Here is a 26814-nt window from a genome sequence, read left to right as displayed (position 1 = left end):
CGACGGATCTTCCGTTGGGCTCGGGACGGCGGTCATCGGCGGCGGCCCCTGCGCGGGGCGCGGGTGACGAGTTCCTCGTAGGCGGGCGCGTCGCCGGCGCGGACCCGCTCCCACGCACGGGCGAACAGCTCGGGCACCGGCAGCAGCGGCACGGCCCGCAGTCCTTCGCGCACCGGGTAGAGGCCCTCCTTCCACGTCTCCACCGGCAGGGCGGGGGACCTGAGGTCGAGCCAGCCGCAGGGCAGGAAGAGCGAGCGGCCGGCCCGGGACCGCTTGGCCTCCACGACCAGCTCCGTAGCGACGAGTTCGGCGCGGGCCTTCTTCAGCCGGGCGGGCTTCCAGCCGGTCCAGCGGGCCACGTTGCGGTCCGTCGGATCGGGCAGGGCGAGCAGCTGGAGGTAGAGCACCGCGGCGTCCTCGCCCAGGCCGTGGGCCGCGGCGACCTCGGCGACGAGCTTCGGCGCGCCGACCGTGGGATCCTGGGCGAAGCCGACGGGGCCCGCGGCGTCCGAGCCGGCGGCGACGACCCGGGCCGGTTCGTCGCCGAGCAGGGTCCGCAGTGCCCGCAGGGCCCTGCCGCGACCGGGGCCCACGAGTCCTTCGAGCAGTCCGAAGACGGCGTCGTCCGGACCGGTGAGGCCGGCCGGGCGGACCAGCACGGTCTCCATGTCGCCGTGCGAGGGACGCAGCGCCAGCGCCTCGCCGAGCCAGGTCGTGCCGTCCGCGTCGGCCCCGCCGGCCGCGGGCAGCCCGTACGCCTTGCGCAGCTCGACGGCGGTGGACGCGCCCTTCTCCGTCCAATCCACGTCCAGGCCCAGCAGCAGCCCGGGATCGGCGACGCGGCGCCGCAGGGCGGCCAGGCCGTCCGGCAGCGCGGCCCGCAGCGGGTGGCCGTAGGGCAGGGCGTAGGCGAGCGCGCCGAGCGCGGCCAGGGCGCCGGTCAGGTCGCGGCCGCCGGGCAGCGCGGAGGGGTCCTCCGCGACCAGCCGGCCGTCCTTGTCGGGCCGTTGGACTGTGGTGCGGCCGAGCCACGGCGTGCGGGCCGGGTTGAGGACCTCCTCGGCGTGGCCGGCCGGCAGCCCGCCGAGGCAGTCGGCCGTGTCCTCCGGCACCCGCACCAGGGAGGCGAGGCGCTCGGCCCACACCCGGCCGGCCGCCTCCGTGTCGGGCCCGCGGGTCCACAGGTCGGAGGGGTCCTCGGGCAGCAGCGCACCGGTGAGCGCGGCGCGGTCCTCGGCATCCAGGGAGTTCAGCATGCCCCGGGCCGCCTCGAACTGGCGGGGCTTCAGTCCGGTCGCGGCGAGTGCGTCGGCGGTGAGTTCCGTCGGCTGCCCGGCGAGGAGCACCGTGGCCTGGAGCGGCCCCACGCCCCCGTGCGTCGCCGCCGCGAGCGCGGCGGGTGCCTCGGGCTGCCAGGGAGCGGCGCCCTTCTCCCGGACCAGCCGGGCGATCGAGGCGAGTCCGTCGGCCGTGAACGCCGACGCGTACCGGGTCTCACGCTGCAGGACGAAGTGGGCGACGGCGCCGAACGCGCCCGTGGGATCGTGGTCGAGGGCGAGCCAGTTGACTAGCCCCCGGTGGTAGTCGACGTTCTGGCAACCGAGGATCACCACGGTCCGGCCGTCCCGGCGCAGCACCTGCCCCACACGTTTGCGGTCGTCGCCCGGTTCGCTCAGCACGGTCTCGCGCAGGACGCCGCCGGGCACGGCGAGGGGTCCTTCGGCGAGCGCCTCGAACAGCAGCGCCAGCGCTTCCCGTCCGGCGTCCGGCAGGGTCGGCGAGGCGGCACGGTAGGCGAGCGGCCGCAGTACGCCCAGCAGCGGCGGCCAGACCATGCCGATGCCGGGGATCGTGTGCTCGTCGCTGTCCCATCCGTCGCCGGAGGCCGCGAGGCGGGCGCTGTCGGGCAGCTTCGTCCCGCCGGCGGGCTTTCCGGACAGCACGTGGTTCACCGCCCGGATCTGACGGAGCGTGTTCCACTCGTCCTTGCCGCGCCAGCCTCCCCACAGACCGGCGAGGCCGGCGGTGGCCTCGCGCACCGTCTGGTCGTCGCCGTGCTCGGGGCGGTAGTCCGGGAACATGCCCTCGGTCGCCGCGAGATCCCGCTTCGGCTGTTCGACGGGCGGTGTCACGAACGTGGTCGCGGTGTCGGCGAGCTGGAGCGCCGCGCGCACCAGGGACGCCACGCCGGTCAGGAGCCGCTCGTCGGTCACGCCGGGCAGCGACCGGGACACCACGCGCCGGACGACCTCGTCCGCGGTCGGCACCGCGGGCTTGCCGTCGCCGTCCACCGTCGCGCCGGCGCCACCGGATGCGCCGACGCCCGTGCGGGGGCCGCCCATGCGGCCGGGACGGCGGGCCGACCCCCTCGCGCCACCCGCCTGCCCGGTGGAGCCGCCGGCATCTCCGCCGGCGGCGGCGGCCGCGGCCACCTGGGCCTGACGTTCGGCCAGAGCCCGGGCCGCGTCGCGCATTATCCCGGCCGCCTGCTCGTCGGTGAGGGCGCGCAGCACCGCCGAGGCGGCCTCGTCCCGCGGACGCAAGGCGTGCCAGAAGGCGAGCGGCGGCACGAGCCGGGTGCCCGCGGCGTACGTCCCGCCCCGCTCGTTCGGCGTCACCCCGCCGAGCTCGCCGGCCGCGGTGCCGTCGTCCGGCGAGAACAGGTCGATCCGGCGGTACCGGCGGGCGACGACCGGCTCGGCACCACCGGGCAGCCGCAGCGCACCGAGCGGAACGGCCCGTGCCGCGCGCCGCGGCGTCCGCAGCGTGACGGTGCGCCCGTCGGGCGTCCCGGTGGTCGTGCGGGCCTCGTCGGCCTCGTCCTCGGCACGCACCCAGCGGCCGAGGACGGCTCCGTCGGTACCGAACGGGCTTCCTTCCAGGCCCGGTTGCAGGGGCAGGGTCTCGCACTGGTCCTGCAAGAGCGTCGCGTCGTCCCGGATGCCGGAGCGCAGGAAGGCGGGCAGGGAGGCGCGTCCGTGCGTGTCCGTCTCCGGGTCGTACTCCAGCCACACCCGCTGCCGTCCCTGCCTGCCCTGGCGCCACAGCAGCGTGCCGTCCCCGAGGAGGGGGCGGCCGGCGGGCAGGACCGTGTCACCGGCGTGCAGGGTGCGACCGCCGGTGGCCCGGCCGCCTGCGGGCAGCGGGATGGACGGAGCGCCGGTGCTGTCGCTGTGCCACGCGTGGACCACCTGCTCACCGGTGAGCGTGATCACCTCGGCCGGCCGGCCCGACCAGTAGCCGCGCTGTTTGCCGTCGTGCCACCACACCACCAGCAGTTCACCGTCGGTGTAGCGGAACTGCGGGCGCTGCCAGCGGCCCAGGTCGACCGGCAGCCGCAGTTCGTGCTGCAGCACGATGCCGTCCGGACCGACGACGACCGCCCTCTTCCCCCGGCTCAGGATGAGGCAGGGCCAGGCCTCGTTCACGCTCAGCGTGTTGTCGCGGTCCTGGTACGTCTCGGCGTCCAGCAGCCGCAGCGCCTCGTCGAGCGCGGGCCAGCCCAGCTCGTCCAGGATGCCGGCCCGCAGGGTGCGCCCGAGCAGGGGAGCGGTCTCGTACCGGGCGACGCGGGCGACGGCCTCGGGATGGACGCGGGGGGCCACGGGACGGTAGGGGGTCAGCCGGTGCAGCGCCTCGCGGGCCCCGGGCAGGCCCACCGCGCCCTCCAGTTCCGCGACCGCGCCGTCCAGCCACTCGTGCAGCACGCCGCCGAGAACGGGATGCCCGGCGAGGTGCTCCAGCACCTTGGCCGTGTGGCGCTCGCGGCCCACGGAACCGACGGCGCGCAGCAGCAGGGGACGCAGCCGCGGGTCCGCCGCGACGGCGGCCAGGTCCCGCCGCCCGGGCCGGGTGTCGAGCACCCAGCGGTCCAGGCCCAGGTGGACCTCGGTGCCGGGGTCCGGGAGGGAGAGGGGTATGCCCTCCGCCACGCACAGGTCGAGCAGGTCGAGGTCGGCGCCCGCGTGCCGACGGCCCGTGAACAGGTCGACCGGCCGTCCGCCGGCCCGCAGGCGCGGGGCCATGCGCGCGACGAGGTCGAGGGTGGCCTGGGAGCGGTCGCACACCGCGGCGCCGTGCTTGCGGTGCGCGGCCCACCGGCCGAGCCAGTCCGCAGCGCCGCCGCCGTCCGACGCGCCGGGACCCTCCGGCGCATCGCCGTCCTTGCCGTCGCCGTCCGCCGCGCGGTCCCCGCCGGAGCCGTCGGTCTCGCCGGTGAGCAGCCGGTCGGCGCCGCACTCGGCCAGCAGCGTCAGCCAGAACTCGTCGTCCTCCGGAGCGCGGCCCAGTCCGGCCGGCATGATCTCCAGCAGCCGGGCCCGTGCCCCGGGGTGCCGTCCGGCGAGGACGGGCAGGGTGGCCCGGTAGGCGGTCCAGAAGGAGGCGGGCGCCCGCACGGCGGCGGGCGAGGCGATCAGGTCGGCGACCAGGGCGCACTCCGCCTCGACCCGGGGCAGCCCCGCGGCCTTGATGAGGGACCGTGCGTCCTGCGGCAGTGACGCGTACGGCGGCATGCCGGCCGCGCAGCGCTCCACGGTCAGCTGCCGGAACTGGTCCCACGCCCGGGCGCCGTCGAGCCGCGCGGCGAGGTCCTTCACGTGCTCCTTGAGCGCCTTGACCGTCAGTGCCCCGGCGAAGGCGAACTCCAGGAAGACGGCGCGCTGCCGCTCCTCGTCGACGGTGAGCGCGTGCACCCGCTCGGCCTGCCGCGCCTTGCCGAAGAAGGCGGCCGCGTACGTGGTGTTGTCGTGCTGGAGGAAGACGCGGGCGGCCTGCTCGTAGAAGGTGGGCAGGAAGTGCGGCACGGCCCGGCCGAGCCGTTCGCCGAGCTCCTCGAAGCCCTCCTTGGCGGTGCCGGGACGGGACTTGGCCTGCCGGGCGAGCCGCTCGACGTCCTTGACGAGGGCCAGGGCGTGGTGCCCGTTGGCCGGGTCGTTGACCAGGGCCCAGGCGGGGAAGCCCAGGGTCTCCCGCAGGACCTGGCCGACCTCGGGCGTCTCCGGCTCCCGGGCCAGTCCGAGGAAGTCCAGCGCGAGGTCCTCGGCCTCGCCGAGGGTGCCCGGCACGAGCCGGACGACACTGCGGCCGTCGAGGGCGGGGTGCGTGTAGGTGCGGACGGTGAGGGTGTCGGCGTCCTCGCGGCCGGTGCTCCCCGCCGGCAGCACGGCGCCGGCCTCGAGCAAAGCGGCGGCGGTGGCGGCGTCGAGGGAGTGCCTGCCGCCGGCGGTGTTCGTCCTGTGCGTGCTGCTCATGCCGCCCGCTCCTCGTCCTCGATGTCGCGTCCGGCGTACAGCGCCGCGGCCATGCGCATGCCCTCCGACCAGGCCACGGGCCCGACCCGGCCGAGCTTCAGCACCTGCCCGGCGGCGTCGGTCCACACCAGGGGACCGGTCTCCGTCTCCTCGTAACCCTCGTAGTCGCCGACCCAGACGCGGGCCTCGACGCCGTGCCCCTCCTCGCGCACGGAGCAGACGGCGTATCCGCCGCGCACGCGGTAGCCGAGCTGGGTGACCCGCCCGTGCAGGAAACGCAGTTCCCTGAAGGCGCCACCCGCGTACTCCTCGACGGAGGTGGCCTCGGCGTCCGGCGCCGCGGGCCGGTGCCAGACCTCGCGGAAGAGCTGCTGGGCCCGCTGCTCGACGCCGAGTTCGACGGCGAACTCCCGCAACTCCTCCAGGTCCTCCAGGAGCACCGGGTGGGGAAGGCGGACGAGGGCGGGGGCGATGCGCACGGTGTCCCCGTCGAGGTCCACGAGACCGAGCCCGCGCTCGGGGTCGGCGTCCCGCAGGAACCCCGCGACCTCGCCGTCCGCCCCGGTGACCACGAGGTCGCGCAGGGCGGACCGCCAGGCGGGATCGGGCCACACCCGGGTGAGGACGTCGAGGGGCACGGGCAGTGACCGGACCATCCACCGCTCCACGTCGGTCAGGCACTGGCGTTCGTGCCGCTCCAGCCACTCGGCGAGCTGCCGCAGCCCGACCACGGCCGGATCGTCCGCGAGCTTGGCGGGCACCGACTTCAGCCGCCGGCCGGCCGCGTTGCGGCACACCACCTTCCCGCCGTCCAGGGCGACCTCGTAGTCCCCGGCCGTCACCCACCCCATACGTGCCTCCCCGCACCCGCAGTGATCAAGTGCAGGGAACTCTAGGACAGGCCACTGACAACGCCGCGGGGCGGTCAGCTCTCCAGGCGGACCGGCATCAGCAGCGAGAACGTGTCCTCGTCGTCGGGCCGGCGGATCACGAGCGGCGCGGTGGGGGCGCCGAACTCCAGGACCAGCCGGTCCCGGGAGCCGGCGTCGAGCGCGTGCAGCAGGTACGCGCGGTTCACGGCCATGCGGTCCGGGGCCTCGTCGCCGTCGTCGCAGACCGTCACCGTGCCGTCGTCCGCGACGCGCAGCACGCTGAGGATGCTCCCGGTGCCGTCCTGCCCGCCGGCCTCGTCCGGGCGGAAGGGACGGGTCTCGAGGGACCGCCGGAAGGCCGGCACGTCGACGTCGGCCCGGCACCCGGACGGCAGGTGGACGAGACGGCGGTAGTCGGGGAAGTCGTGCGCGAGACACTGACCGGCCGTCTGCCGGTCCCCGCTCTCGAGCGTCACCCGGCCGCCGTCCACGGTGAGCCGGACGTCCTCCGGGCCGGTCAGCAGGGCCCGCATCGCGTCGACGAGCGGGGTGGGCACGACGACCTGTACACGGGGTCCGTCGTACCCGGCGGCGTCGAGGCGTCCCACGGCGAGCCGGTACCGGTCGGTGGCCACCACGCGCAGTGCGCCGTCCTCCAGGTCGAACAGGACCCCGCCGAGCATCGGCAGCGCGGGGTCGGTGCCGGCCGCGAAGCGGACGGCGTCCAACGCGGCGGCCAGTTCGGGCGCGGGGACGGAAAGCCGGACGGTACCGGTACGCAGCGACGTCATGGGGTTCTCCCTGTGGTCGAGTAGGGCGCGGAGCGTGGAGAACTCGTCGCGGGCCTCGGACAGGCCCTGTTCCAGACGGTGCAGATGCGCCTCGAGCAGCGTGCGCACCAGGTCCCGGTCCGCGCCGGACCAGCCGGCCAGGACCAGCCGGACGTCCGCCAGTGGCATGCCCGCCCGCCGCAGCCGGACCAGCACCCGTGCCTCTTCCACCTGCTCCGGCGCGTACCAGCGGTAGCCGCTCACCGGGTCCACCCGGGCCGGAACCAGCACACCGGCACGGTCGTAGAACCGCAGGGCGCTCACGCCCAGGCCGCTGTCGCGGGCCGTCTCACCAATGCTGCGCATCTCGCTCTCCACACCGACGACTCTGGGCCCTTGACCAGGTCGAGGGTCAAACCCCGGCCCGGGCCCGCGCGGGCCGGCCGGTCTACAGGAAGCGGCGGACGGGCAGGACCGCGGCCTCCCTCACCCTCTGGAGCGCGGCGCGGCGCTTCCAGCGGGCCCGGTCGATCGCGACGCTGCGCTCGAGGTCCGCGTCGAAGTCCCGGTCCAGACCGGCGGTGAACTCCTCGTCGAGGACGGCGAGCATGACCTCCTCGTCGTGGTCCATGGAACGCCGGTTGAAGTTGGTGGAGCCGATCAGCGAGGCCACCCCGTCGACCGTGATGATCTTGGCGTGCATCATGGTCGGCTGGTACTGGCGGATCGACACGCCCGCGTCGAGCAGCCGGGCGTAGTGGTACTGGCCGGCCAGCTGGCAGGCCCGCTGGTCGGTGTGCGGGCCGGGCAGGAGTATCTCGACGGTCACCCCGCGCCGTGCGGTGGCGCACAGCAGGTCGATGAAGTAGGTGTCGGGCGCGAAGTAGGCGGTGGCCAGGCGGAACCGGTGCTCGGCGGAGGTGAGCATGACCCGGATCAGGGTCTGCATGTCCTGCCAGCCGAAGCTGGCCGAGCCGCGCACCACCTGGACCACCGAGGTGCCGGGCTGCGTGTGCTCGGTGAACCGGTCGCGGTCGTCGTAGAGGTCGTCGTGGCACTCGGCCCAGTTCTGGGCGAACGCCGCGGCGATGCCGTCCACTGCCGGGCCCCGCACCTTGACGTGCGTGTCGCGCCACTCGTCCGGGGTGCGGGCGTCGCCGCACCACTCCTGCGCTATGCCGACCCCGCCGGTGAACGCCGTGTCCTCGTCGATCACCAGCGCCTTGCGGTGGCAGCGGTGGTTCTGCTTGAACGGGGACAGCCACAGCGGCTTGCGGAACCAGGCCACCTGCACACCGGCGGTGTCCATGCTGTCGAGCAGCTCCGGCTCGATCTCCTTGGCGCCGAACCCGTCCAGCAGCAGCCGCACCCGGACCCCGGCCCGGGCCCGTTCAGCGAGGGCGCCGGCGAAGTCGTGGGCGATGCTGCCCCGCCAGTACACGAACGTCATCATGTCGACCGTGTGCCGGGCCGACCGGATCGCCTCCAGCATGGCCGGGAAGATCTCGTCGCCGTTGCGCAGCGCGGTGAGTTCGTTCCCCTCGGTGGCGGCCACGCCGATGAGCCGCTCCAGCCGGCGCCGGAGGCGCTGGACACCGTCCGTACCGGCACCGGGCCGGGGGTCTGTCGTGGTCGCGCGCCCGGGCGCTGAAACCTGCTCTGGCATCGGTTCTTCACCTTCTGTTTCGTGGCCGTCCCTGCGCTGCCGGGGCCACGGAGGCTCAAACCGCCCGCGTACCCCTGGTCACCGGCATCACGCAGGGCGGCCTCCACTAGTCTGCGAACTCGGATCGGTAGGGGCGCCGGCCGTCGCGGGGCGGTGCCCGACGGACACGGAGGGGACGGCATGGGCGCTGCGGAGCTTCCTCGGGTGCGGTGCGACGTACGGGTGCGGGCGGCCGTGCCGCGCGTCTGGGACCTGGTGACCGACATCCACCTGCCGGCCCGGCTCAGCCCGGAGCTCCGGCGGGTGGCCTGGCTCGACGGCGCTCTGGCCCCCGCGGTCGGCGCGCGCTTCGAGGGACACAACCGGCACCCCTTGCTGGGCGAGTGGCGCACCGTCTCCCACGTGGTGCGGCTGGACGAGCACCGGGTGTTCGCCTGGGCCGTCCTGGACGAGGACGGCCGTTTCGGGGAACCGGTCCGGGACCCCGGGAAGGCGCTGGCCTCCTGGGCTTACGAACTCGACGCCGACGGCGACGGCACCCGGCTGCGCCAGACGGCCGTCCTCGGTCCCGGACGCAACGGCGTCACGCTCGCCGTCGAGCACCGGCCGGAGCGTAAGGAGGAGATCGTGGCCCGGCGCCTCGACGAGCTCCGTACCGGCATCGAGAGCACACTGCGCGGCATCAGGGAGCTCGCCGAGCGGTCCGCCTAGGACAAGTTCGCGGCAGCCTGCCCGGCACCCCGGCGGTCATGCCCGCACCCGGTCGCCCCGCGCCGCCCGGTGCGTCTCCGCTTCGCCGTCGCCACCGCAGCCCGTGAGGGCGGCGCTCCCCGTGACGACGGCCGGCGCGACCACGCCCGCCTTCATCCCCCTGCTTCCCATCGATGTCCCTCTCTCCTCACGACGGCCGACGCTCCCGGACGTCCGGTCGGCCAGCGCCCGCATTCCCCGGCGGCTTCCGCCTACACCCGGCGAGCAGGTGCCCGTCGTTTCTAGATCTCCGCACAACCGTGCAAAATCTGCCCCTCAGCGGGTAATGGAGCGACGGAAAGGGTTGCCGAGGAGCATTGTTGTCGTTTGACAACAATGGCCGTGAGGCAACAAAGTAACCGTGTCGGACTGCTGGGAAGGACCTGGAATGCTCCGGTGGACGGAGATCTGTCCGTGCGCTGGTCACGCTCGCCCGAGGGCGGCAGTGACTCCGGCGAGGCGGGCGGTGGTTCAGGCGGTCCGGCTGTCGGAGCGCGAGGCGTCGTCGTGCGTCTGCGCCGCCGCGGTGGCGCAGAACGCCTCCAGTCCCTCCAGCAGGGCGACCCGCTTGGCCGCGGGCATGTCCGCCAGTACCTTCCGCAGCTCCCGCTCCCTGCGTGTCCGCAGGTCGGCGAGGAACGCGCGGCCCCGGCCGCTGAGGTGCAGGCGCACCTCGCGCCTGTCCTGCGGCCCCGGTGCCCGCTCGACGAATCCGGCCGCGTGCAGCCGGTCGCACAGTCGGCTGGTGGAGGGTGGCGTGGAGGCCAGGGACTCGGCGAGCGTGCGCAGGTTGATGCCGTCGTGGTGCTCGAGGATGTGCAGCACGCGCAGCTGGGAGGCTGACGTGGGCGCCGTGGAAGCCCGGCCCCACACGACTTCCAGCAGCTCAACGGCCGTCGTGGTCACACGCGCGACCTCGTCGGGCTCCGGGCGGCGGCGGAAGGCAGTCACGGTCACACTTTCGCAGGCACTGGGGTGCCTGCCAGCGTACTAGGCGCGCGTGCTGGTCACAGATGACTTGGGGCGACCGATGTGGCTCCGCCAGCGGACCGCGCCCGTTGTCCGGCGAAAGAATGGTGTATTTCCCGTCATGAACAGATTCGAGGTCGCTGCGCGCGCTCTGCGCACAGCGGCTCCCCACGAGTTGCTCGACGCCGTCCGTGCCGTACTGACGGACCAGTACGGCGCGGAGGACGTCGAGCTCTTCATGGCCGACTACGGCCTGACCGTGCTCCAGCCGGTCTCCGTGCTGCCGCACACCCTCGAGCCGGTGTCGGTGCACAGCAGCCCGGCGGGCCGGGCCTTCGGCTCGCAGAAGCCGTACTGCGAGGAGGTGCGGGACGGACGGGCGCGCCTGCACCTGCCGGTCAGTGTGCGCGGCGACCGGCTCGGTGTGCTGTCCCTCACCCTGCCGGGGGCCGGTGACGCGCAGGAGTGGGAGTCCGAACTCGCCGAGATCGCCGACGTGCTGGGGCGCGAGGTGGTGGTGGCGGAGCGTGACACGGACCTGTATCTGCAGACGCGCCGCAAGGACCGGCTGACCCTGGCCGCCGAGATGCAGTGGCAGCTCCTGCCCGGCCGTTCCTGCGCCCGCCCGGAGTACGAGCTGGGCGCTCAGCTGGAGCCCGCCTACGCCATCTTCGGCGACAACTTCGACTGGTCCGCCTCCGCCGACCACCTGATGCTGTACGTGACCAACGGCATGGGCGAGGGCATGGAGGCGTCCCTGCTGACCAACCTCGCCATCAACGCCCTGCGCAACGCCCGCCGCGCCGGCATCCCCCTGGCCGACCAGGCCGCCCTGGCCGACCAGGCCGTCTACGCCCACTACCAGGGGCGCTGCTACCTGTCCGTGCTCATGTTCGACTTCGATCTGGCCGCGGGCCGGGCGAGCGTCGTGGACGCGGGCTCCCCGCAGCTCTTCCGCCTGCGCGGCGGCACCGTGGAACATGTCTCCTTCGACGCCCAGCTGCCGCTGGGAATGTTCGAGGAGACCGACTACGTGGTGCAGGACCTCGACCTCGAGCCCGGTGACCGGCTCGTCCTCGTCAGTGACGGCGTGCACGCCGTGGCCTCTCCGAAGGGCGAGAGGTACGGGGAGGCGGCCCTGGTCCGGGCCATCCACGCGACCCGCCTGCTGCCCGCCGCCGAGGTGCCCGGCGCGGTCCTGCGTGAGCTCACCGGTCACCGGGGCGAGGCCGCGCCGGAGGACGACGCCCTGGTCATGTGCCTGGACTGGCACGGGAGGCCGTAGGGCGGCCGACGGCCGGGAGGCGCCCGATCGTGACGATCGCGTGCAGTTCGCCTCACTCCGGCGCGTTGATGTTTGTCATTCGGCAATAATTGCCTCGTGGTCCGCCATCCGGCCGGCCAAGAGGCACAGCAGGGAGACGATGCAGGTGACGGAGCACGACACGGCCCCCGACGTGGCGCAGGAGTTCGCGGATTTCTTCCAGGAGCGCCGGGAACAGATTGCCCAGCGATGGGCGGACGCCGCGCTGTTCCGCACGGTCTTCACCGTTTCGAGGGACGAGGCGGTCGAGGCGTGCAAGGCCGTGGTCGACGCCCTGGCCGACGTGGCCCGCACCGGGCGGCTGGAGGACGTCGGGGCTCCCGGGTTCGCCGCCGTGCGGGACCAGCTCGGCCGGATGTCCGCCTCCCGGAGCCGCGCCGGGACGGCCCCGTCGCGGATCGCCGACGAGGTCGCCGGCCTGCGCGAGCCGGTCGGCGCGCTGCTGCGGGCCGAGTACGAGGAGCCGGCCGGCGAGCGGGCGCACGCGTGCCTGCTGGCGCTGACGGTACTGATGGGAACGCTCCGGCTGGTGGTCATGCAGACGACGGTCAGCGCCGGGGAGGAACTGATCGCGCGCCAGCGCGAACAACTGCTCGAGGTGGCCACCCCGGTCATCAAGCTGTGTGAGGGCATCGTCGCCGTGCCGCTGATCGGCACGCTGGACAGCGCCCGCAGTCAGATCGTCATGGAGAACCTGCTGGAGGCGATCGTGGCCGAGCGGGCCCGGTACGCCATCCTCGACATCACCGGCGTGCCGACCGTCGACTCGCTCGTCGCGCAGCACCTGATGAAGACGGTCGCCGCGGCCCGCCTGATGGGCGCGGAGTGCATAGTCTCCGGCATCCGGCCGGCCATCGCCCAGACCATCGTCCATCTCGGCATCGACCTGGGGACCGTCGTCACGCGGGCCACCCTGGCCGACGCCCTGGCCCACGCGCTCAACCAGCACGACACAGTCGTCTCGCCGCGCCCGGTCCTGGGAGCGAGTCAGCGGTGACCAGTGCCTTCGCCACCCACCCGGTGCCGGTGCTCGCGCTGGGAAACGTCCTGCTGGTCACCCTCCAGGGAGAACCGCACGACGGGCGGCAGAGCGACTGCGGCACGACGCCGCCCACCGCATCGCCAGCAGTCCCGCACCGGCGGGCGGTGTCGTGATCGACATCTCCGGCGTGGACGTCGTCGACTCCTTCCTCGGCCGCGTCCTGGCCGAGAGCGCGGCGAGCGCGCGGCTGCCGGCCACCCGTACCGTGCCGGCCGGCATGCGCCCCGCGGTGGCCATCACCCTCGTCGAGCCCGGCCTCACCCTGCCCGGCCAGGTGACGGCCCTGGACGTGAACAGGGCGCTGTCCTTGCTGGGCCGAGCACCGGCCCCGCCCGCTCACCCGGAAGAGGGCGCGTGATGCAAGCTCCACTCGCCGCGACCACCCGCCTGCTCATCGGCTCGGACGTCGATCTGGGCCGGGTGCGCCAGCAGGTGCGCCAGGCCGCCGCGGACCTCGGTTTCGGCCTGGTGCAGCAGACGAAACTGGTGACCGCGGCCAGCGAACTGGCCCGGAACACCCTGGTGCACGGCGGGGGCGGTCACGTGGACATGACGCGGCTCGAGGACGGCGCGGCCCGCGGGCTGCGGCTGTCCTTCGTCGACACCGGTCCGGGCATCCGGGACGTCGAGCTGGCCATGACCGACGGCTACACCTCGGGCGGCGGCCTCGGGCTCGGCCTGAGCGGGGCCGAGCGACTCGTCCAGGAGTTCACTCTGGAGAGCGACCCCGGGCAGGGCACCACCGTCACCGTCACCGACTGGGTGGCCGGCTTCCCCCGGCCCGCTCGGCCACGCCGTGAGCCGGACCCGACCGGCGCGGAGGACCGCCGGCCGGAGCGGCTGACCCGTTGCGGTCAGGACCGGGGGGCGCCTGGGCCGAGGACGCCGCGGTTGCGTGCGGCCAGGAACCCGGGCAGGCCGTGGTGCAGCGCCTCCCGGGCGGCCGGTTCCATGGCCGCGAGCACGGCGGCCAGGGCCTGCGACCGGCGTGCGGCCACCTCTTCCAGCACCTGCCGGCCGTGCCCGGTGAGACGCAGTTGCAGCTCGCGCCGCTTGCGCGGATGCAGGACGCGCTCCAGAAGACCGGCCGCCTCGAGCCTGTCGCACAGCCGGCTGCCGGTCGGCAGTCCCATCTCCATGCGGTGCGCCAGCGCGGTCAGATTGAGCCCCGGCTCCGACTCCAGGATCCGCAGGGCGCGCAACTGGTGCGGGGACAGGCGCAGGCTCGCCCCCTGGGCGGCCACGGTCCACAGGTGTGTCAGGGCCTCGACGGCATCGGCGATCTCCAGTGCGAGAGCCAGGGGGCCGTCGACCGATCCGCCGGCCGATTCATCCCCGGGGCCACTGAGGCGAGTCACGAACGCATCACTTTCAGTCATCACTCGTCGGTACGGATACCGTGTTCACCTCCACGCGGTACCCGAAGAGCCGCCGGGCACGCACCGCCGGCCCCGCCGTGTGCACGACGGGGCAGTGCGACGGCGGGGCCGGGTCGGGGCAGCACGCGACAGGTCACATGAGTGACCAGGCTCGCCGACCGCGACGCCACCTGTTCCGGCCCCAGCGGCGGGACGCCCCGTCGGGCGGGCCCGGACGGCGCGGCGGCCGGCCGGGCCCCCTCCGAAACGTGCCGCTCCTACTCCCCGGTGTCGCGGGAGAGCAGGTGCAGGGCCCGCAGCGACGCCTCCAGGGCGAACCGGTGGTCGGGGTGGGCGAGACGGTCGCCCAGCAGGGCGTCCAGGTTCCGCAGACGGTAGCGGACGGTCTGGGCGTGCACGCCCAGCAGCGCGCCGACCTGCTCCGCCGACGCCCGGGTGGAGACGTGCACCCGCAGGGTCTCCACGAGCCGGTCGCGGCGGCCGGCCGGCAGGTGGTCGATCGGGGCCAGCTCGCCGGCCGCGAGATGGGCCACGAGAGCCGGGTCCGAGAGCAGCCACAGCGTCACCAGGTGGTCCTCGCAGCGGACCACGGGAGCGTCGGCGACCACACCTTCGTCGATCAGCTGGAGCACACGGCGCGCCCAGCGGACGGAGTCGGCCGCCTGGGTCAGGGGCACGGTGAGCCCGACCACGGCGTGCGAGCCCGCCAGGGCCGCGTCGAGCATCGCCAGGCGCTCCGGGGTGAGGGCCCCGGGCACCAGCAGGTGCGGCTGGGGGACGTCCAGGTCGAAGAGGACGTCGTCGGCCAGCCCCGCCTCCAGGTGCTCGGGCACCGGTGAGCGCAGGGCGACCATGGTGACGTCGGTGGGCAGGCGCCAGGCGGCGGCGTCGCAGAGCCCGGGGAGCGCCTGGGGCAGCGGGGGAGCGGCCAGGACGAGGTGGAGCAGCCGTCTGCGTCGCGCCGGTACCTCGGAGAAGGCCCGCGACTGCACCTCGGCGTAGCCCTCGCGGGAGATCTGCTCCAGTTCGTCGACGTAGGCGAACAGGGCGTCGGCGAAGGCGAGGATCAGGGCGGGGGAGAGGCGGTGCTGCCGGCCGAGGGCCTTGGCTCGGCGCAGCGCGATGCGGGCGCCGAGCCGGTACGCCCCCTGGAGGGTGTCCAGTTCGCGGCCCTCGTAGGCTTCGACGCGGCCGAACCTGCGGAGCAGTTCGTCGCGGAGCACCGCGTTCTTGCCGGGGTCGGCGACGCGGTCCACGAAGGCGTACAGGGCCTGCTCGACGCCCTGCCGGATGGCGTCGGCGTTGGGGCCGTTGAGCAGCCGCCCGTAGACGGGATAGGCCCGGGTGACCTCGGCGCCGATCTCCTTCATGAGGCCGGGTAACTCCGGCCGCATGAAGGCGGCGAACTCCTTGGGTAGTGGTTCGAGCGGTTCACCGACCTCCGGCGGCCGCGTGGTTGAAGGCATGAGTGCCGTCCCTTGCTCTCCGGTGCCCACGGTGTGCCGGTCGTGTGCCCGGGTCCTTCACAGGGAGGCACACGACCGGACATGAGGTGATGCGTGTCTGGGCTGCTGAAGCTAAATCAAGTTCGATGGGACGTACACAGTCCGTGCACATTTCGGTGCTGTGGGACGGGACAGGACTGCCGGGACGGCTGAGAATCGCCGTCGCGCGGCCATTAGTTGACGGCCGAGTGCCAGTTCTGCGAGAGGCGCTTGCCCGCGTCGGGAGCGACGGTGCCGGGGGCGTTCAGACCGGCGAGGTGGGTCTGGCTGTTGCCGAGCGTCACGCTGTTCTTCCCGGCGGCGGAGGGCAGCCCGGTCTTGGCGTTGACCGCCGCGTCGATCAGGCCGAACAGGCCCAGCCCGCAGCCGCTGGCGCCGGGCACGGCGAAGGTGCTGTCGTTCTGCGTCGCCCCGGTGAGGTTGATGCGGCTCATCTCGCCGTCGTCGGCGACCGTTCCGTCACCCTGGAAGAACGACATGCCGAACTCGGGGAACTCCAGGTTCCTCGGGCGCAGCACGATGGGGTTGGCGGCGGTGCCGATGTAGCACTTGCTGCCGAGGAACGGGTTCTCCAGGTGGATGCGGACCGGTATGGCGACGATCGGCAGGTCGGTGAGGATGCCGGCGGTCTGGTCGAAGTCGTAGGGCGCGCCGACGGACTCCACCGTCGCCGTGATCTTGTTGAGGGAGCTGTTGTTGAGCTGCTCGCAGATCGCCGTGATGCCGGGGATGCTGCTCGGGCACATCAGCCCCAGCAGTCCGCCCGGGACGGTCGCGGAGTCGGCGACGAGGGCGCCGCCGGCCGGGGCCACCACGGAGCTGCTCCCGTCGGAGTTCTGGATGACCCCGATCTGGAGGTTGGTCCGGCCCGTGGTCACGGTGGTGTTGCCGAGCTTGATGGAGCCGCTCGCCGAGGTGGAGACCACGCACTGCGGGGTGCGGGTCAGGCCGTCGGCGGCCAGCATCGCCGGGGCGTCCACGGGGCACCGGGTGAAGGGCGCCCACTCGCCGTTCGGTACGGCGGTCGCCGCGGTCGCGGTGCCCATGGAGGCGAAGGCGCCCAGCGCGGTGCCGAGGGCGGTGGCGGTGGTGGCGACTCTGGCGCCGAGGGAGAACCGCATCATGTGGCCTTCCGGTCAGGGGTGGGAGAGGAACGGACGGAGAGGAATCAGCGTTCGGCTACGGGGACCTTGAGGGGTTGCAGGTCGGGGGTGCACTCGTCCGGGTTGGGCACCTCGGCCGAGACGAAGCAGGCCTGGCCCTGGATCTGCTTGACGTAGTTGCCGGGGCCGGAGACCGAGGCCGTGAGCAGGCGGTCGAGGTTCTCGCCGGCCGCGGTGCCGCAGCCCGTGAAGGCGGGGATGCTCACCTCGCCGGTCAGCGGGCCGCCGGACAGCAGCAGGTAGCCGGTGGCGGGCTCGCCGGTGACCTGTTCGCCCCGGCCGTGCAGGACCAGGTGGTCGCCGGGATACTTCGCCGGCTCGGGGTCCGGGGAGGCGAGGGACGTCTTCGTCCGGCACGTCGTCCCCACGTCCAGCGGGGTGCCGTTGACCTTCAGGGAGGTCACCCGGAGCACGACCGGTGCCCGGACGTAGGTGTCCGTGCTGGTGAACAAGAAGTCGGTGGTGCCGTGCGAGTCGATGGTCATCGGCCCCGTCTGCTCCAGCACCATCGTGGCCGTCGTCGGGGTGAAGTCGAAGGTCAGGAAGGTCGCTTGGAAGGGCGGGGTCTGCTTGCGCTGCTGGTAGTACAGGTCCGCGGTGGAGTGCTGGGTGATGGTGGCGCCGCTGAAGTCCGGGAAGAACTCGAACTGGGGCTCGCCCTGGGTGATCAGCGTGCAGAACGGTGGCACCAGCGCGGCGCCGTCGAGCTTGTTCACGTTGGCGTAGCCGGTGAGGTACGCGTTCAGCGACATCGGTCCGGCCGGGTACTTCGCGTCGTACTTGCAGGTCGGCGCGTTCCGCCCGGCGGCGGCACGGCCCGGCACGGGATCCGCGACCTTCGGGGCCCGCTCGTCCTGCCGGTTCGCCGGGTCCTCCTCGGGCTGCCGCGGCGTGCCGGAGGCGGAGGGCGTTCCGGACGGCGATCCGCTCGGCGTGTCCGTGCCGCTTCCCCCGCCCGGCTCGTCCGTCCCGACCAGGACGCCGGCCAGCCGGCCCCCGTCCGGGGCGCCTTCGGCGAGGGTGCAGTCGACGGTCACCGCGGCGGGGTCGGTGGCGCCGCCCTCCGCGGTGGTCGGACTCAGGTCCAGGGCGAAGTCCCCTGCCGTCATGGTCAGTCGACCCCCGCTCTGCCCGGTCACCGAGGGGACGTCCCCCGTGGCGGTCAGTGTCAGCGGTCCGGTCGCGGGCAGGGCCGTGGGTTCCGTGCCGCCGCGCCAGGTCGCCTCGGCGGTGACCTCGCCCTGGGTGACGCCGACCGCGAGCCGGGTCGCCGCCCGGACGCCGGACGCGCCGAGTGCCGCCAGGTCCGCCACCGCCGGCTCCGGCAGCTCGACGGTCGTGGTCACGTCCGCCGGCTCGATCGGCTCACCGATCGCCACGCGTTCCGGGAGGGCCGCCTCGACCCTCACCGTCGCGGCCTGTTCGCCGGAGGGGAACAGGCACACGTAGGGCAGCGCGGCGACGACCTCGTGCGTACCGGCCGCCCCGGCCGCCGCGGGCACGGTGGCGCCCAGCACGACGAACGCGGCGATCGCCGCGCTCCGGGCGCGGCTGCGGGCCGTCCGCCGGACGGCGGTACGGGGGGCTGTCATCTCTCACTCCGCTCGGGTCGGTCACGGTCCGGACGGCCGACGGCGGCCGCCGCGTGCGGGCGGCCCGCCACGCCCGGCCGGGATCACCGGCCGGGCGGCGGCGAGCCGCGCCCTGTTACGGGTTGGAGCCGACGATCTTCGGGATGGTGGTGGTGCCCGTGACCTTGACCGCGTAGTTGCCCTTGAAGGTGGGCTTGGTGGCGGTGGTGACCACGGTGCCGCAGCCGGAGGCCGAGGTGACGCTCAGGTCACCGCTGACGCTGGCGACCGCGAGGATGCCGGTCGAGTTGGTGTAGGTGGCGGTTGCCTTGCCCTGCACGTTGAACACGCAGGCGCCCGCGGTCACCTTCGCCTTGACGTTGCCGACGTAGCCCCTGGTCACACCGGTGGAGGCGGTGTAGTCCTGGGCGACGACGGTCCAGGGCGTGGTCGCGATGGTGGTGACGTTGCCCAGGACGCTGGTGCACGGCGACGTGCTGGTACCGAAGTTGATGGCGTTGATGCCGGCCACCGTCGCCGGGTTGCCGGTGGCACTGGCCATCGTGCCCGACGCGCTGGACGTCGTGCACGTCATCGGGATGTTGGCGGTCAGCACGATGTTCCCGCTGTTGGTCGCCGAGAAGTTGGCCGGCGACGGGGTGACGGTCCAGACCGTGGAGGGGACGGCCGAGGCGGGGGCGACGGCCATGGCGAAGGCGGCGGCGCCCGCGCCCGCCACGACGGCCATTCTTGTCAGAGGCTTCTTCATGACTTGGGGACTCCCTTGTGGATTGACCGGCAGAGGGGGATCGCGCCCGTACCTGTGGAGTGGGTGAACGGACGGTCCGCGGCTCGGAAATCCTCGACCGCGAGCCACGACGTTACTCGCGGGAAACTTAGGCGAACAATGGCGCCGACCATGATTCTTTGGAGAAGGGAAATACCTGTTCTCCAGGTGAGCAGTCCGCTGTCCGGCTTAGTCATCCGCTGCTAAGGACGCATCCGTGCCGGGGTCGGCGCCGGACCGCTCCGGGCAGGTGGGAGGCGTTCCCCCGGCTCCGTTCGGGCGGGGTATTGCTCACTGAATGACAAGAACGAGGCGGGTACTTGTCGCCGCGCTGACAAAGTCGGGATGGCCGAACCGAATCCCTCGGGAAAGTCGGATCCTTCTCTTGCCCCTCAGGTTACTCAGCCGTAGCGTGCCGGACACGGCGCTGATCTCCTGGTGGGGCCCCCTGCCGCGGAGGCGCGACGGATGACTTCCGGCCTTGCCCTCCTTCAGGTGCGGACATCCGTCGGCAGGACCGTGCGGAGCCCGTCCCCCCGGGAGCCGCGCGGACCTGCCCCGCACCCGGCAGACAAAGGCGACGGCGTGATTTGTCTCCGCGGTGACAAAGAACGGAGAGGCCGGCCGAGTCCGGCGCACCAGTTGTTGTCAGTGAACCGTGCACCGGCTTAATGTGCGCTCCCCGGTGCGCACCGGCCTCACCCACTTTGGAGGTGATATGGGAATCGAAGTGGTGGTCGAGGGTCTCACCAAGTCCTTCGGCAGGCAGAAGATCTGGCAGGACGTGAGCCTCACGCTCCCTGCGGGAGAGGTCAGTGTCATGCTCGGTCCGTCCGGAACCGGAAAGACAGTTTTCCTCAAGTCGCTCATCGGACTGCTGAAGCCGGAGCGTGGCCGCGTCCTCATCGACGGCGTCGACATGGTGAACAGCCCCGAACGGGATATATACGAGACCCGTAAGAAATTCGGCCTCATGTTCCAGGACGGCGCCCTTTTCGGTTCCATGTCGCTCTTCGACAACATCGCTTTTCCGTTGCGCGAACACACCCGGAAGAAGGAGTCGGAGATCCGCCGCATCGTCATGGAGCGGATCGACGTCGTCGGACTGCTGGGCGCCGAGGGCAAGCTGCCGGGGGAGATCAGCGGCGGCATGCGCAAGCGGGCCGGACTCGCCCGCGCGCTCGTGCTCGACCCGCAGATCATCCTGTGCGACGAACCCGACTCGGGGCTCGACCCCGTCCGCACCGCCTACCTCTCCCAACTGCTGATCGACCTGAACGCGCAGATCGACGCGACGATGCTGATCGTCACCCACAACCTCGACATCGCCGCCACGGTCCCCGACAACATGGGCATGCTCTTCCGGCGCGAACTGGTCACCTTCGGTCCGCGCGAGGTGCTTCTCACCAGCGAGGAGCCGGTCGTCGCGCAGTTCCTGGCCGGCCGCCGCGAGGGACCGATCGGGATGTCGGAGGAGAAGGACGCCGCCACCCTCGCCGCCGAGGCCGCGGAACCGCGGGGCGCGGACGGTCCGCGCGAGATCATCCCTCAACTGGAACCGTCCCCCGGCCTGCCGCCGCGCCGCGCCGTCACCCGGCGCCGTGAGCGGGTCCTGGGCATGCTCGACCGGCTGCCGCCCGCCGCCCGTGCCGCCATCGAGCGCACCTACGCCGGGGGCGCAGCCGGCGCTCACGGCACCGCGGCCACGACGCTGCCGCTGCCGGCCGCCGGGAGCGGCACATGATCACCGGTGCCCTGCGGCAGACCGGCCGGCTCTTCGCGCTCGCCGCCGAAGTGGCCCGCGCGATCTTCCGACGGCCCTTCCAGTTCCGGGAGTTCGTGGAGCAGTTCTGGTTCATCGCCGGCGTCACAATCCTGCCCGCGGCCCTCGTCTCCATCCCGTTCGGCGCCGTGATCGCCCTCCAGGTCGGCTCGCTCACCCAGCAGCTCGGCGCCCAGTCCTTCACCGGCGGCGCCAGCGTGCTGGCCGTCGTGCAGCAGGCCAGCCCGCTGATCGTCGCCCTGCTGATCGCGGGCGCGGCCGGCTCCGCGATCTGCGCCGACCTCGGCTCGCGCACCATCCGCGAGGAGCTGGACGCCATGGAGGTCATGGGCGTCTCGCCCGTGCAACGCCTGGTGGTGCCCCGCGTCCTGGCCACCATGGGCGTCGCGGTCCTGCTCAACGGCCTGGTCTCCGCGGTCGGCATCCTCGGCGGCTACGTCTTCAACGTCTTCCTCCAGGACGGCACCCCCGGCGCCTACCTCTCCAGCTTCTCCGCGCTCGCCCAGCTGCCCGACCTCTACATCAGCGAACTCAAGGCCCTGGTCTTCGGGTTCATCGCGGGCATCGTCGCCGCCTACCGCGGCCTGAACCCGCGCGGCGGCCCCAAGGGCGTCGGTGACGCCGTCAACCAGTCCGTCGTCATCACCTTCCTGCTGCTCTTCTTCGTCAACATGGTGATGACGGGCGTCTACCTCCAACTCGTCCCGCCGAAGGGAGGCTGAGGTCCGTGGCCTCCCCGCTCGTCTGGCTCGACCGCTCCGGCGACCAACTCCTGTTCTACGTGCGCGCCCTGCTCTGGATCCCGCGCACCCTGCACCGCTACCTCAGAGAGGTGCAGCGGCTGCTCGCCGAGGTCGCCTTCGGCACCGGCGGCCTCGGGGTCGTCGGGGGCACCATCGGCGTGATGATCGCGATGACCCTGTTCACGGGTACGGTCGTGGGCCTCCAGGGATACGCGGCCCTCGACCAGATCGGCACCGCCGCCTTCACCGGCTTCGTCTCCGCCTACTTCAACACCCGCGAGATCGCCCCGCTCGTCGCCGGCCTCGCCCTCTCCGCGACCGTCGGCGCCGGCTTCACCGCCCAGCTCGGCGCCATGCGCATCAACGAGGAGGTCGACGCCCTCGAAGGCATGGGCATCCGCTCCCTGCCCTACCTGGTCACCACCCGCATCATCGCCGGCGTCGTCGCCATCATCCCCCTCTACGCGATCGGGCTGCTCTCCTCCTACCTGGCCTCCCGCTACGTCACGGTCCTCTTCAACGGCCAGTCGCGGGGCACGTACGACCACTACTTCAACCTGTTCCTCTCACCCACGGACGTGCTGCTCTCCGTCCTGAAGGTGCTGATCTTCAGCGTGATGGTGATCGTCGCCCACTGCTACTACGGCTACCGCGCCTCCGGCGGCCCGGCGGGGGTCGGCGTGGCCGTCGGCCGGTCGGTGCGCAACGCCATCGTGCTGATCAGCGTCACCGACTTCTTCCTGTCCCTGGCCCTGTGGGGCGCCACCACGACCGTGAAGGTGGCGGGCTGACATGAACGGAGCACGAGGCGCGACGGTGCGCCGCCGGCTCGCCGGAGTGGCCTTCCTGGTGGTCCCGGTCCTGCTGGTGTGGCTCGCGGTCGCCGTCTACGACAAGCAGTTCACCGACTCCGCCCCCGTGGTCGTGGAGACCGGCAGCGTCGGCAACGAGATGCACCTGGGCGCCGAGGTGAAGCTGCGCGGCGTCGTCGTCGGCGAGGTGCGCGAGATCGACACCACCGCCGACGGCGCCCGGCTCACCCTCGCCCTGCGGCCCGGTGCCCTCGACCGCATACCGGCCGACGTGCGCGCCCAGATGCTGCCCACCACCCTGTTCGGCGAACGCTTCGTAGCCCTGGTCCCGCCCGCGTCGCCCTCCGCCCGGCCGCTGGCCGCCGGTGCCGTCATACCGCAGGACCGCTCCGCGAGCGCCGTCGAACTCCAGCAGGTACTGGACAACGTGCTGCCCGTGCTCACCGCCGTCCAGCCGCAGAAGCTCTCCGCCACGCTCTCCGCCGTCTCCCAGGCCCTGGAGGGACGCGGTGACCGGCTCGGCGAGACCCTCACGCTCCTCGACTCCCACCTGCGTGAGTTCAACCCCCAACTGCCCACTCTCAACCGCGACCTGAAAGAGCTCGTGAAGGTCAGCCACGTCTACGCCGACGCCGCCCCCGACATCCTCACGGCCCTCACCGACTTCACCACCACCAGCGGCACCCTGGCCGAGAAGGAGAGCGAGCTGGCCGGCACCCTCGGCGCCACCACCGCGACGGCCGAGGACATGACCGCCTTCCTGAGGCAGAACAAGGACAACATCATCCGCCTCTCCGCATCCTCCAGGCCCACCCTGGAACTGCTCGCCGAGTACTCCTCGGCCTTCCCCTGCACCCTGCGGACCCTCGCCGACTTCGTCCCGGCCATGGACAAGGCCCTCGGCAAGGGCACCGACCGGCCCGGCCTGCGCGTCGACGTCACCACCGTGCCCTCCCGCGGCGCCTACCGCCCCGGCAGCGACACCCCCTCCTACGGCGCCGGCGGCGGCCCCCGCTGCTACCCCGTGCCCTACCTCGGCGTCTCCGCGAAACCGGCCGTACAGATGCCCGCGGCGGCCGGTCAGGACCTCGGCCCGGCCAACTCCCCGCAGGAGAACGACCTCGTCAACGAACTCCTCGCGCCCGCCACCGGCAAGGCCCCCGCCGACCTCCCCGAGTGGAGCAGCCTCCTCGCGGGACCGGCACTGCGCGGCACGGAGGTGACCCTGCGATGACATCCCGGAGCACCAGCCACACCCGGCGCCGTCCGCTGACCGGCCCGGTGCTGAAGTCCCTCGCCTTCCTGGTGGTCACCGTGCTGGCCACGACCGTCCTCGGGCTGAGCGTCTCCGGCACCGGCATCGGCGACCACAGCCTCTCCTACAAGGCACTGTTCACCGATGCCACCGGAGTCACCGACGGCGACAGCGTACGGATCTCCGGGGTCGAGGTCGGCGAGGTGACCGACGTCCGCGTCGTCGACCGGCGCACCGCCCAGGTCACCTTCAGCGTCCGCGGCGACCGCACCCTGCCCGCGTCGACCACCGCCGCCGTGAAGTACCTCAACATGGTCGGGCAGCGCTACATCGCCCTGGACCGCGGCAGCGGCGACCTCACCGGCACCCTCGACGCCGGCGAGACCATCCCGCTCGAACGCACCGCCCCCGCACTCGACCTGACCCTGCTCTTCAACGGCTTCAAGCCGCTCTTCGAGGGCCTCTCCCCGAAGGACGTCAACGAACTCGCCGGCTCCATCGTGCAGGTCCTCCAGGGCGAGGGCGGCACCGTCGACAGCCTCGTCCGGCACATCGGCTCCGTCAGCACGACGGTCGCCGCCAAGGACAAGGTCATCGGCGAGGTGGTGAAGAACCTCAACACGGTCCTGACCACCCTCAACGACCGCGAGGCCGACTTCGACGACCTCGTGGACACCCTCCAGAAACTCGTCACCGGCTTCAACGACGACCGCAAGCCCCTGGGCAAGGCCGTCGCCGCCATGGGCGACCTGACCACCGTGACCGCCGACCTCCTCGAAGAGGGCCGCGCGCCCCTGAAGCAGGACGTCCGCGAACTGGGCCGGCTCTCCGGGAACCTTGGCGACGCCACCCCGCAGATCGAGGACTTCCTCGACCGCACCCCCGCCAAGCTGACCGCCCTGGGCCGCCTGTCCTCCTACGGCTCCTGGTTCAACCTCTACCTCTGCGAGGCCCGCGTGGGCGGCGTGACGACCTCCACCGGCGCCAAGCCGCCGACCGGTATCGCGGTCACCGAAGCGAGGTGCGGCGCATGACCCTGCCGCTGCGGCCCGAGCACCGCGACACCCCCGCCCCCGCACGCCGCCGCCCACCGCGCCTGAAGCCGGTCAAGGACCGCGACCCGGTCGCCGTGGCCCTGGTCGGCCTGCTCCTGCTGGCCCTGCTCACCGTCCTCGCCTACAACGCCGACCGCATCTCCCTCACCGGCGGCGGCACCACCTACAGCGCCGACTTCACCGAGGCGGCGGGACTGGACGAGGGCGACGAGGTGCGCGTGGCCGGCGTCAAGGTCGGCGAGGTCAGCTCGGTCCGGCTCGACGGCGACCGGGTGAAGGTCACCTTCGAGGTCGAGGACGTCTGGATCGGCGACCGGACCACCGCCGCCATCGCCATCAAGACCCTGCTCGGCGACAAGTACCTGGCCCTCGACCCGCTCGGCGCCGCGGAACAGGACCCCGGCGACCGCATCCCGCGGACCCGGACCACCTCGCCGTACGACGTCACCCAGGCGTTCCAGGACCTCGGTTCCACCGTCGACGCCATCGACACCCGGCAGCTCGCCGAGAGCTTCGAGACGATCTCGGAGACCTTCGAGAACTCGCCGCCACACGTCCGCAAGGCCGCCACCGGACTGTCCGACCTGTCGCGCTCCGTCTCCAAGCGCGACCGTGAACTGTCCGAACTCCTCGGCGGCAGCGTCCAGTTCACCAAGACGCTGAAGGACAAGAAGTCCAGCTTCGAGACCCTCATCGAGGACGCCGGGCCGCTGCTCGGCGAACTCCAGGACCGGCGGGACGCCATCACCGCCCTGCTGAAGGGCAGCCGCGACCTCGGCACCGAACTGACCGGCCTGGTGGACGACAACGAGAAGCAGCTCGGCCCCACGCTGAAGGCGCTCGGCCGGGTCACCACCGTCCTGGAGGAGAACAGCACCCAACTGGACCGGACGCTCGCCCTGGTCGGCCCCTACTACCGGCTCGTCGGCAACACCCTCGGCAACGGCCGCTGGTTCGACAGCTATCTGTGCGGGGTGGTGCCTCGCGACTACCTGCCCGCCCAGTCCCAGCCCAAGACGTCGTGCATGCCGCCCAAGCAGCCGGCGGCGGCCGAGGGGAGCGGTGAGTGATGAGCAGACGCAGAAGACTCCTCGCGGCCGCGATCGCGCTCGCCGTGGTCGCCGCCGGACTCGCCACGGTGCGCGCCCTGGGCTCCGACGGCACCCGCATCACGGCCTACTTCGACCGCGCCGTCGGCATCTACGCCGGCTCCGACCTGCGCATCCTCGGCATCCGGGTCGGCGAGGTCGAGTCGGTCCACCCCCAGGGCACCCGGGTGCGGGTCGAGCTGGCGCTGGACGAGGGCGTACGCGTGCCGGCGTCGGCGCGGGCCCTGGTGGTCGCGCCCAGCGTCGTCGCCGACCGCTACGTCCAGCTCACCCCCGCCTACACCTCCGGGGCCGCCCTCGCCGACGGCGCCGTGCTGCCCGCCTCCCGCAACCGCACCCCGGTCGAGATCGACCAGCTCTATGCCTCGATCACCGACCTCGGCGAGGCACTGGGGCCGGACGGGGCCAACGCGGACGGGGCCCTGTCCGACCTGCTGAGAACCGGCGCCGCCAACCTCGACGGCAACGGCGAGGCCATCGGCGAGGGCATCGAGGAGTTCGGCAAGGCCACCAAGACCCTCGACGGGTCGAGCGACGACCTGTTCGCCACCCTCAGCAGCCTCCAGACCTTCACCACGATGCTCAAGGACAAGGACACCGGCGTACGCACCGCCCAGGAGCGACTGGACACGGTCGTCGGCTACTTCGCCGACAACAAGGACGACCTCGCGGGCGCGCTGGAGGAACTCGGCACCGCACTCGGCCAGGTGAAGACCTTCATCAAGGACAACCGGGGCGAATTGAAGAAGAACGTCGAACGGCTCGTCCCGATCACCCAGACCCTCGTCCGACAGCGCACCTCGCTGGCCGAGGCCCTGGACGTCGCACCGCTCGCCGCGGACAACCTCGTCGGCGCCTACGACCCCGGCACCGGCATGATCGACGGCCGCGCGAACCTCAACGAGATCAGCACGGGCGGCCCGTTGCTGCCCCTGCCGGCGACCGGCGGCTCCGCGTCGTCGGCATCGGCCCCGGGGAAGGGGGAGCGGTGAAGCGCGTCGTACGAC

21 protein-coding genes and 2 pseudogenes are annotated in these 26814 nt (G+C 72.7%); 12 read left to right on the top strand and 11 right to left on the bottom strand.

The features are described from left to right. Positions 1-32: 32 nt before the first annotated feature. The 4 genes from AC0VYN_RS22285 to AC0VYN_RS22270 all read right to left on the bottom strand — a co-directional run bounded on the left by AC0VYN_RS22285 (position 33) and on the right by AC0VYN_RS22270 (position 8560). Complete coding sequence (locus tag AC0VYN_RS22285) at positions 33-5252, bottom strand: hypothetical protein (protein WP_475532396.1); 5220 nt, start codon at positions 5250-5252, stop codon at positions 33-35. After that, the gene (locus AC0VYN_RS22280; RefSeq protein ID WP_475532395.1) at positions 5249-6103 is read right to left on the bottom strand and encodes a DUF4132 domain-containing protein; all 855 of its coding nucleotides are present in this window, start codon (positions 6101-6103) and stop codon (positions 5249-5251) included. Before AC0VYN_RS22280 ends, AC0VYN_RS22285 begins: the two co-directional genes overlap by 4 nt. 74 nt (positions 6104-6177) lie before the next feature. Beyond that, positions 6178-7260 carry a DNA polymerase III subunit beta family protein gene (locus AC0VYN_RS22275; RefSeq protein WP_475532394.1) on the bottom strand — a complete coding sequence of 361 codons (1083 nt, stop codon included), beginning with the start codon at positions 7258-7260 and terminating at the stop codon, positions 6178-6180. A gap of 82 nt (positions 7261-7342) precedes the next feature. Further along, complete coding sequence (locus AC0VYN_RS22270; protein ID WP_475532393.1) at positions 7343-8560, bottom strand: phospholipase D-like domain-containing protein; 1218 nt, start codon at positions 8558-8560, stop codon at positions 7343-7345. A gap of 180 nt (positions 8561-8740) precedes the next feature. Between AC0VYN_RS22270 and AC0VYN_RS22265 the strand changes: the two genes are divergently transcribed. Continuing rightward, entirely contained in the window at positions 8741-9271 is a 531-nt protein-coding gene (locus AC0VYN_RS22265; RefSeq protein WP_451690732.1) for an SRPBCC family protein, read from the top strand. A gap of 36 nt (positions 9272-9307) precedes the next feature. Here AC0VYN_RS22265 and AC0VYN_RS22260 read toward each other — a convergent pair whose 3' ends face one another. Beyond that, on the bottom strand, positions 9308-9442 hold the full coding sequence (locus tag AC0VYN_RS22260) for a hypothetical protein (RefSeq protein WP_475532392.1): 135 nt from the start codon (positions 9440-9442) through the stop codon (positions 9308-9310). Between the two features lie 339 nt (positions 9443-9781). Further along, complete coding sequence (locus AC0VYN_RS22255) at positions 9782-10216, bottom strand: MarR family transcriptional regulator (RefSeq protein WP_475536957.1); 435 nt, start codon at positions 10214-10216, stop codon at positions 9782-9784. Positions 10217-10400: 184 nt separating this feature from the next. Between AC0VYN_RS22255 and AC0VYN_RS22250 the strand changes: the two genes are divergently transcribed. The 4 genes and pseudogenes from AC0VYN_RS22250 to AC0VYN_RS22235 all read left to right on the top strand — a co-directional run. Beyond that, positions 10401-11564, top strand: a complete 1164-nt coding sequence (locus AC0VYN_RS22250) for a PP2C family protein-serine/threonine phosphatase (protein WP_475532391.1) — start codon at positions 10401-10403, stop codon at positions 11562-11564. 139 nt (positions 11565-11703) lie between these two features. Continuing rightward, the gene (locus tag AC0VYN_RS22245; RefSeq protein ID WP_475532390.1) at positions 11704-12600 is read left to right on the top strand and encodes an STAS domain-containing protein; all 897 of its coding nucleotides are present in this window, start codon (positions 11704-11706) and stop codon (positions 12598-12600) included. Further along, positions 12597-13003: pseudogene (locus AC0VYN_RS22240) on the top strand (STAS domain-containing protein). The gene AC0VYN_RS22245 and the pseudogene AC0VYN_RS22240 overlap by 4 nt, the downstream one beginning before the upstream one ends. Continuing rightward, a pseudogene (locus AC0VYN_RS22235) lies at positions 13003-13428 on the top strand (ATP-binding protein); the annotation flags it as partial. The pseudogenes AC0VYN_RS22240 and AC0VYN_RS22235, both read left to right, overlap by 1 nt. A gap of 71 nt (positions 13429-13499) precedes the next feature. On the opposite strand, the gene AC0VYN_RS22230 reads toward AC0VYN_RS22235, so the two are convergent. From AC0VYN_RS22230 to AC0VYN_RS22210, 5 genes are all read right to left on the bottom strand, one after another. After that, the gene (locus AC0VYN_RS22230) at positions 13500-14003 is read right to left on the bottom strand and encodes a MarR family winged helix-turn-helix transcriptional regulator (RefSeq protein ID WP_475532389.1); all 504 of its coding nucleotides are present in this window, start codon (positions 14001-14003) and stop codon (positions 13500-13502) included. Positions 14004-14281: 278 nt separating this feature from the next. Further along, the gene (locus tag AC0VYN_RS22225; RefSeq protein ID WP_475532388.1) at positions 14282-15490 is read right to left on the bottom strand and encodes a PucR-like N-terminal domain-containing protein; all 1209 of its coding nucleotides are present in this window, start codon (positions 15488-15490) and stop codon (positions 14282-14284) included. A 212-nt stretch (positions 15491-15702) separates the two neighbouring features. Continuing rightward, positions 15703-16653: a hypothetical protein gene (locus AC0VYN_RS22220; RefSeq protein WP_475532387.1), complete on the bottom strand. Its 951-nt coding sequence runs from the start codon at positions 16651-16653 to the stop codon at positions 15703-15705. A 44-nt stretch (positions 16654-16697) separates the two neighbouring features. Then, on the bottom strand, positions 16698-18284 hold the full coding sequence (locus AC0VYN_RS22215) for a DUF6801 domain-containing protein (RefSeq protein WP_475532386.1): 1587 nt from the start codon (positions 18282-18284) through the stop codon (positions 16698-16700). Between the two features lie 115 nt (positions 18285-18399). Continuing rightward, complete coding sequence (locus AC0VYN_RS22210; RefSeq protein WP_475532385.1) at positions 18400-19032, bottom strand: hypothetical protein; 633 nt, start codon at positions 19030-19032, stop codon at positions 18400-18402. Between the two features lie 736 nt (positions 19033-19768). Here AC0VYN_RS22210 and AC0VYN_RS22205 point away from each other — a divergent pair. The 7 genes from AC0VYN_RS22205 to AC0VYN_RS22175 are packed head-to-tail and all read left to right on the top strand — an operon-like array spanning position 19769 to position 26799. After that, positions 19769-20794, top strand: a complete 1026-nt coding sequence (locus tag AC0VYN_RS22205; protein WP_475532384.1) for an ABC transporter ATP-binding protein — start codon at positions 19769-19771, stop codon at positions 20792-20794. Next, a complete protein-coding gene (locus AC0VYN_RS22200) occupies positions 20791-21555 on the top strand; it encodes an MlaE family ABC transporter permease (protein WP_385466115.1) in 765 nt (254 codons plus the stop codon). The genes AC0VYN_RS22205 and AC0VYN_RS22200 overlap by 4 nt, the downstream gene beginning before the upstream one ends. 5 nt (positions 21556-21560) lie before the next feature. After that, the gene (locus AC0VYN_RS22195) at positions 21561-22367 is read left to right on the top strand and encodes an MlaE family ABC transporter permease (protein WP_475532383.1); all 807 of its coding nucleotides are present in this window, start codon (positions 21561-21563) and stop codon (positions 22365-22367) included. Position 22368: 1 nt separating this feature from the next. Further along, a complete protein-coding gene (locus AC0VYN_RS22190; RefSeq protein ID WP_475532382.1) occupies positions 22369-23622 on the top strand; it encodes an MCE family protein in 1254 nt (417 codons plus the stop codon). After that, complete coding sequence (locus tag AC0VYN_RS22185; protein WP_475532381.1) at positions 23619-24677, top strand: MCE family protein; 1059 nt, start codon at positions 23619-23621, stop codon at positions 24675-24677. Before AC0VYN_RS22190 ends, AC0VYN_RS22185 begins: the two co-directional genes overlap by 4 nt. Further along, complete coding sequence (locus AC0VYN_RS22180) at positions 24674-25768, top strand: MCE family protein (RefSeq protein WP_475532380.1); 1095 nt, start codon at positions 24674-24676, stop codon at positions 25766-25768. Before AC0VYN_RS22185 ends, AC0VYN_RS22180 begins: the two co-directional genes overlap by 4 nt. Beyond that, on the top strand, positions 25768-26799 hold the full coding sequence (locus AC0VYN_RS22175) for an MCE family protein (RefSeq protein ID WP_475532379.1): 1032 nt from the start codon (positions 25768-25770) through the stop codon (positions 26797-26799). Before AC0VYN_RS22180 ends, AC0VYN_RS22175 begins: the two co-directional genes overlap by 1 nt. Positions 26800-26814: the final 15 nt, after the last annotated feature.

The sequence above is a fragment of the Streptomyces sp. 63XJN7_1_ISO-PGPR-S23-121 genome, from assembly GCF_056173025.1.
This window is presented reverse-complemented; position numbering and strand designations above follow the sequence as displayed.

What these genes read in the sequence shown, in the direction of transcription:
- AC0VYN_RS22285 (WP_475532396.1), bottom strand. Translation starts at nt 5,252, where the DNA reads ATGAGCAGCACGCACAGGACGAACACCGCCGGCGGCAGGCACTCCCTC.
- AC0VYN_RS22280 (WP_475532395.1), bottom strand. Translation starts at nt 6,103, where the DNA reads ATGGGGTGGGTGACGGCCGGGGACTACGAGGTCGCCCTGGACGGCGGG.
- AC0VYN_RS22275 (WP_475532394.1), bottom strand. Translation starts at nt 7,260, where the DNA reads ATGCGCAGCATTGGTGAGACGGCCCGCGACAGCGGCCTGGGCGTGAGC.
- AC0VYN_RS22270 (WP_475532393.1), bottom strand. Translation starts at nt 8,560, where the DNA reads ATGCCAGAGCAGGTTTCAGCGCCCGGGCGCGCGACCACGACAGACCCC.
- AC0VYN_RS22265 (WP_451690732.1), top strand. Translation starts at nt 8,741, where the DNA reads ATGGGCGCTGCGGAGCTTCCTCGGGTGCGGTGCGACGTACGGGTGCGG.
- AC0VYN_RS22260 (WP_475532392.1), bottom strand. Translation starts at nt 9,442, where the DNA reads ATGGGAAGCAGGGGGATGAAGGCGGGCGTGGTCGCGCCGGCCGTCGTC.
- AC0VYN_RS22250 (WP_475532391.1), top strand. Translation starts at nt 10,401, where the DNA reads ATGAACAGATTCGAGGTCGCTGCGCGCGCTCTGCGCACAGCGGCTCCC.
- AC0VYN_RS22245 (WP_475532390.1), top strand. Translation starts at nt 11,704, where the DNA reads ATGCAGGTGACGGAGCACGACACGGCCCCCGACGTGGCGCAGGAGTTC.
- AC0VYN_RS22225 (WP_475532388.1), bottom strand. Translation starts at nt 15,490, where the DNA reads ATGCCTTCAACCACGCGGCCGCCGGAGGTCGGTGAACCGCTCGAACCA.
- AC0VYN_RS22220 (WP_475532387.1), bottom strand. Translation starts at nt 16,653, where the DNA reads ATGATGCGGTTCTCCCTCGGCGCCAGAGTCGCCACCACCGCCACCGCC.
- AC0VYN_RS22215 (WP_475532386.1), bottom strand. Translation starts at nt 18,284, where the DNA reads ATGACAGCCCCCCGTACCGCCGTCCGGCGGACGGCCCGCAGCCGCGCC.
- AC0VYN_RS22210 (WP_475532385.1), bottom strand. Translation starts at nt 19,032, where the DNA reads ATGAAGAAGCCTCTGACAAGAATGGCCGTCGTGGCGGGCGCGGGCGCC.
- AC0VYN_RS22205 (WP_475532384.1), top strand. Translation starts at nt 19,769, where the DNA reads ATGGGAATCGAAGTGGTGGTCGAGGGTCTCACCAAGTCCTTCGGCAGG.
- AC0VYN_RS22200 (WP_385466115.1), top strand. Translation starts at nt 20,791, where the DNA reads ATGATCACCGGTGCCCTGCGGCAGACCGGCCGGCTCTTCGCGCTCGCC.
- AC0VYN_RS22190 (WP_475532382.1), top strand. Translation starts at nt 22,369, where the DNA reads ATGAACGGAGCACGAGGCGCGACGGTGCGCCGCCGGCTCGCCGGAGTG.
- AC0VYN_RS22185 (WP_475532381.1), top strand. Translation starts at nt 23,619, where the DNA reads ATGACATCCCGGAGCACCAGCCACACCCGGCGCCGTCCGCTGACCGGC.
- AC0VYN_RS22180 (WP_475532380.1), top strand. Translation starts at nt 24,674, where the DNA reads ATGACCCTGCCGCTGCGGCCCGAGCACCGCGACACCCCCGCCCCCGCA.
- AC0VYN_RS22175 (WP_475532379.1), top strand. Translation starts at nt 25,768, where the DNA reads ATGAGCAGACGCAGAAGACTCCTCGCGGCCGCGATCGCGCTCGCCGTG.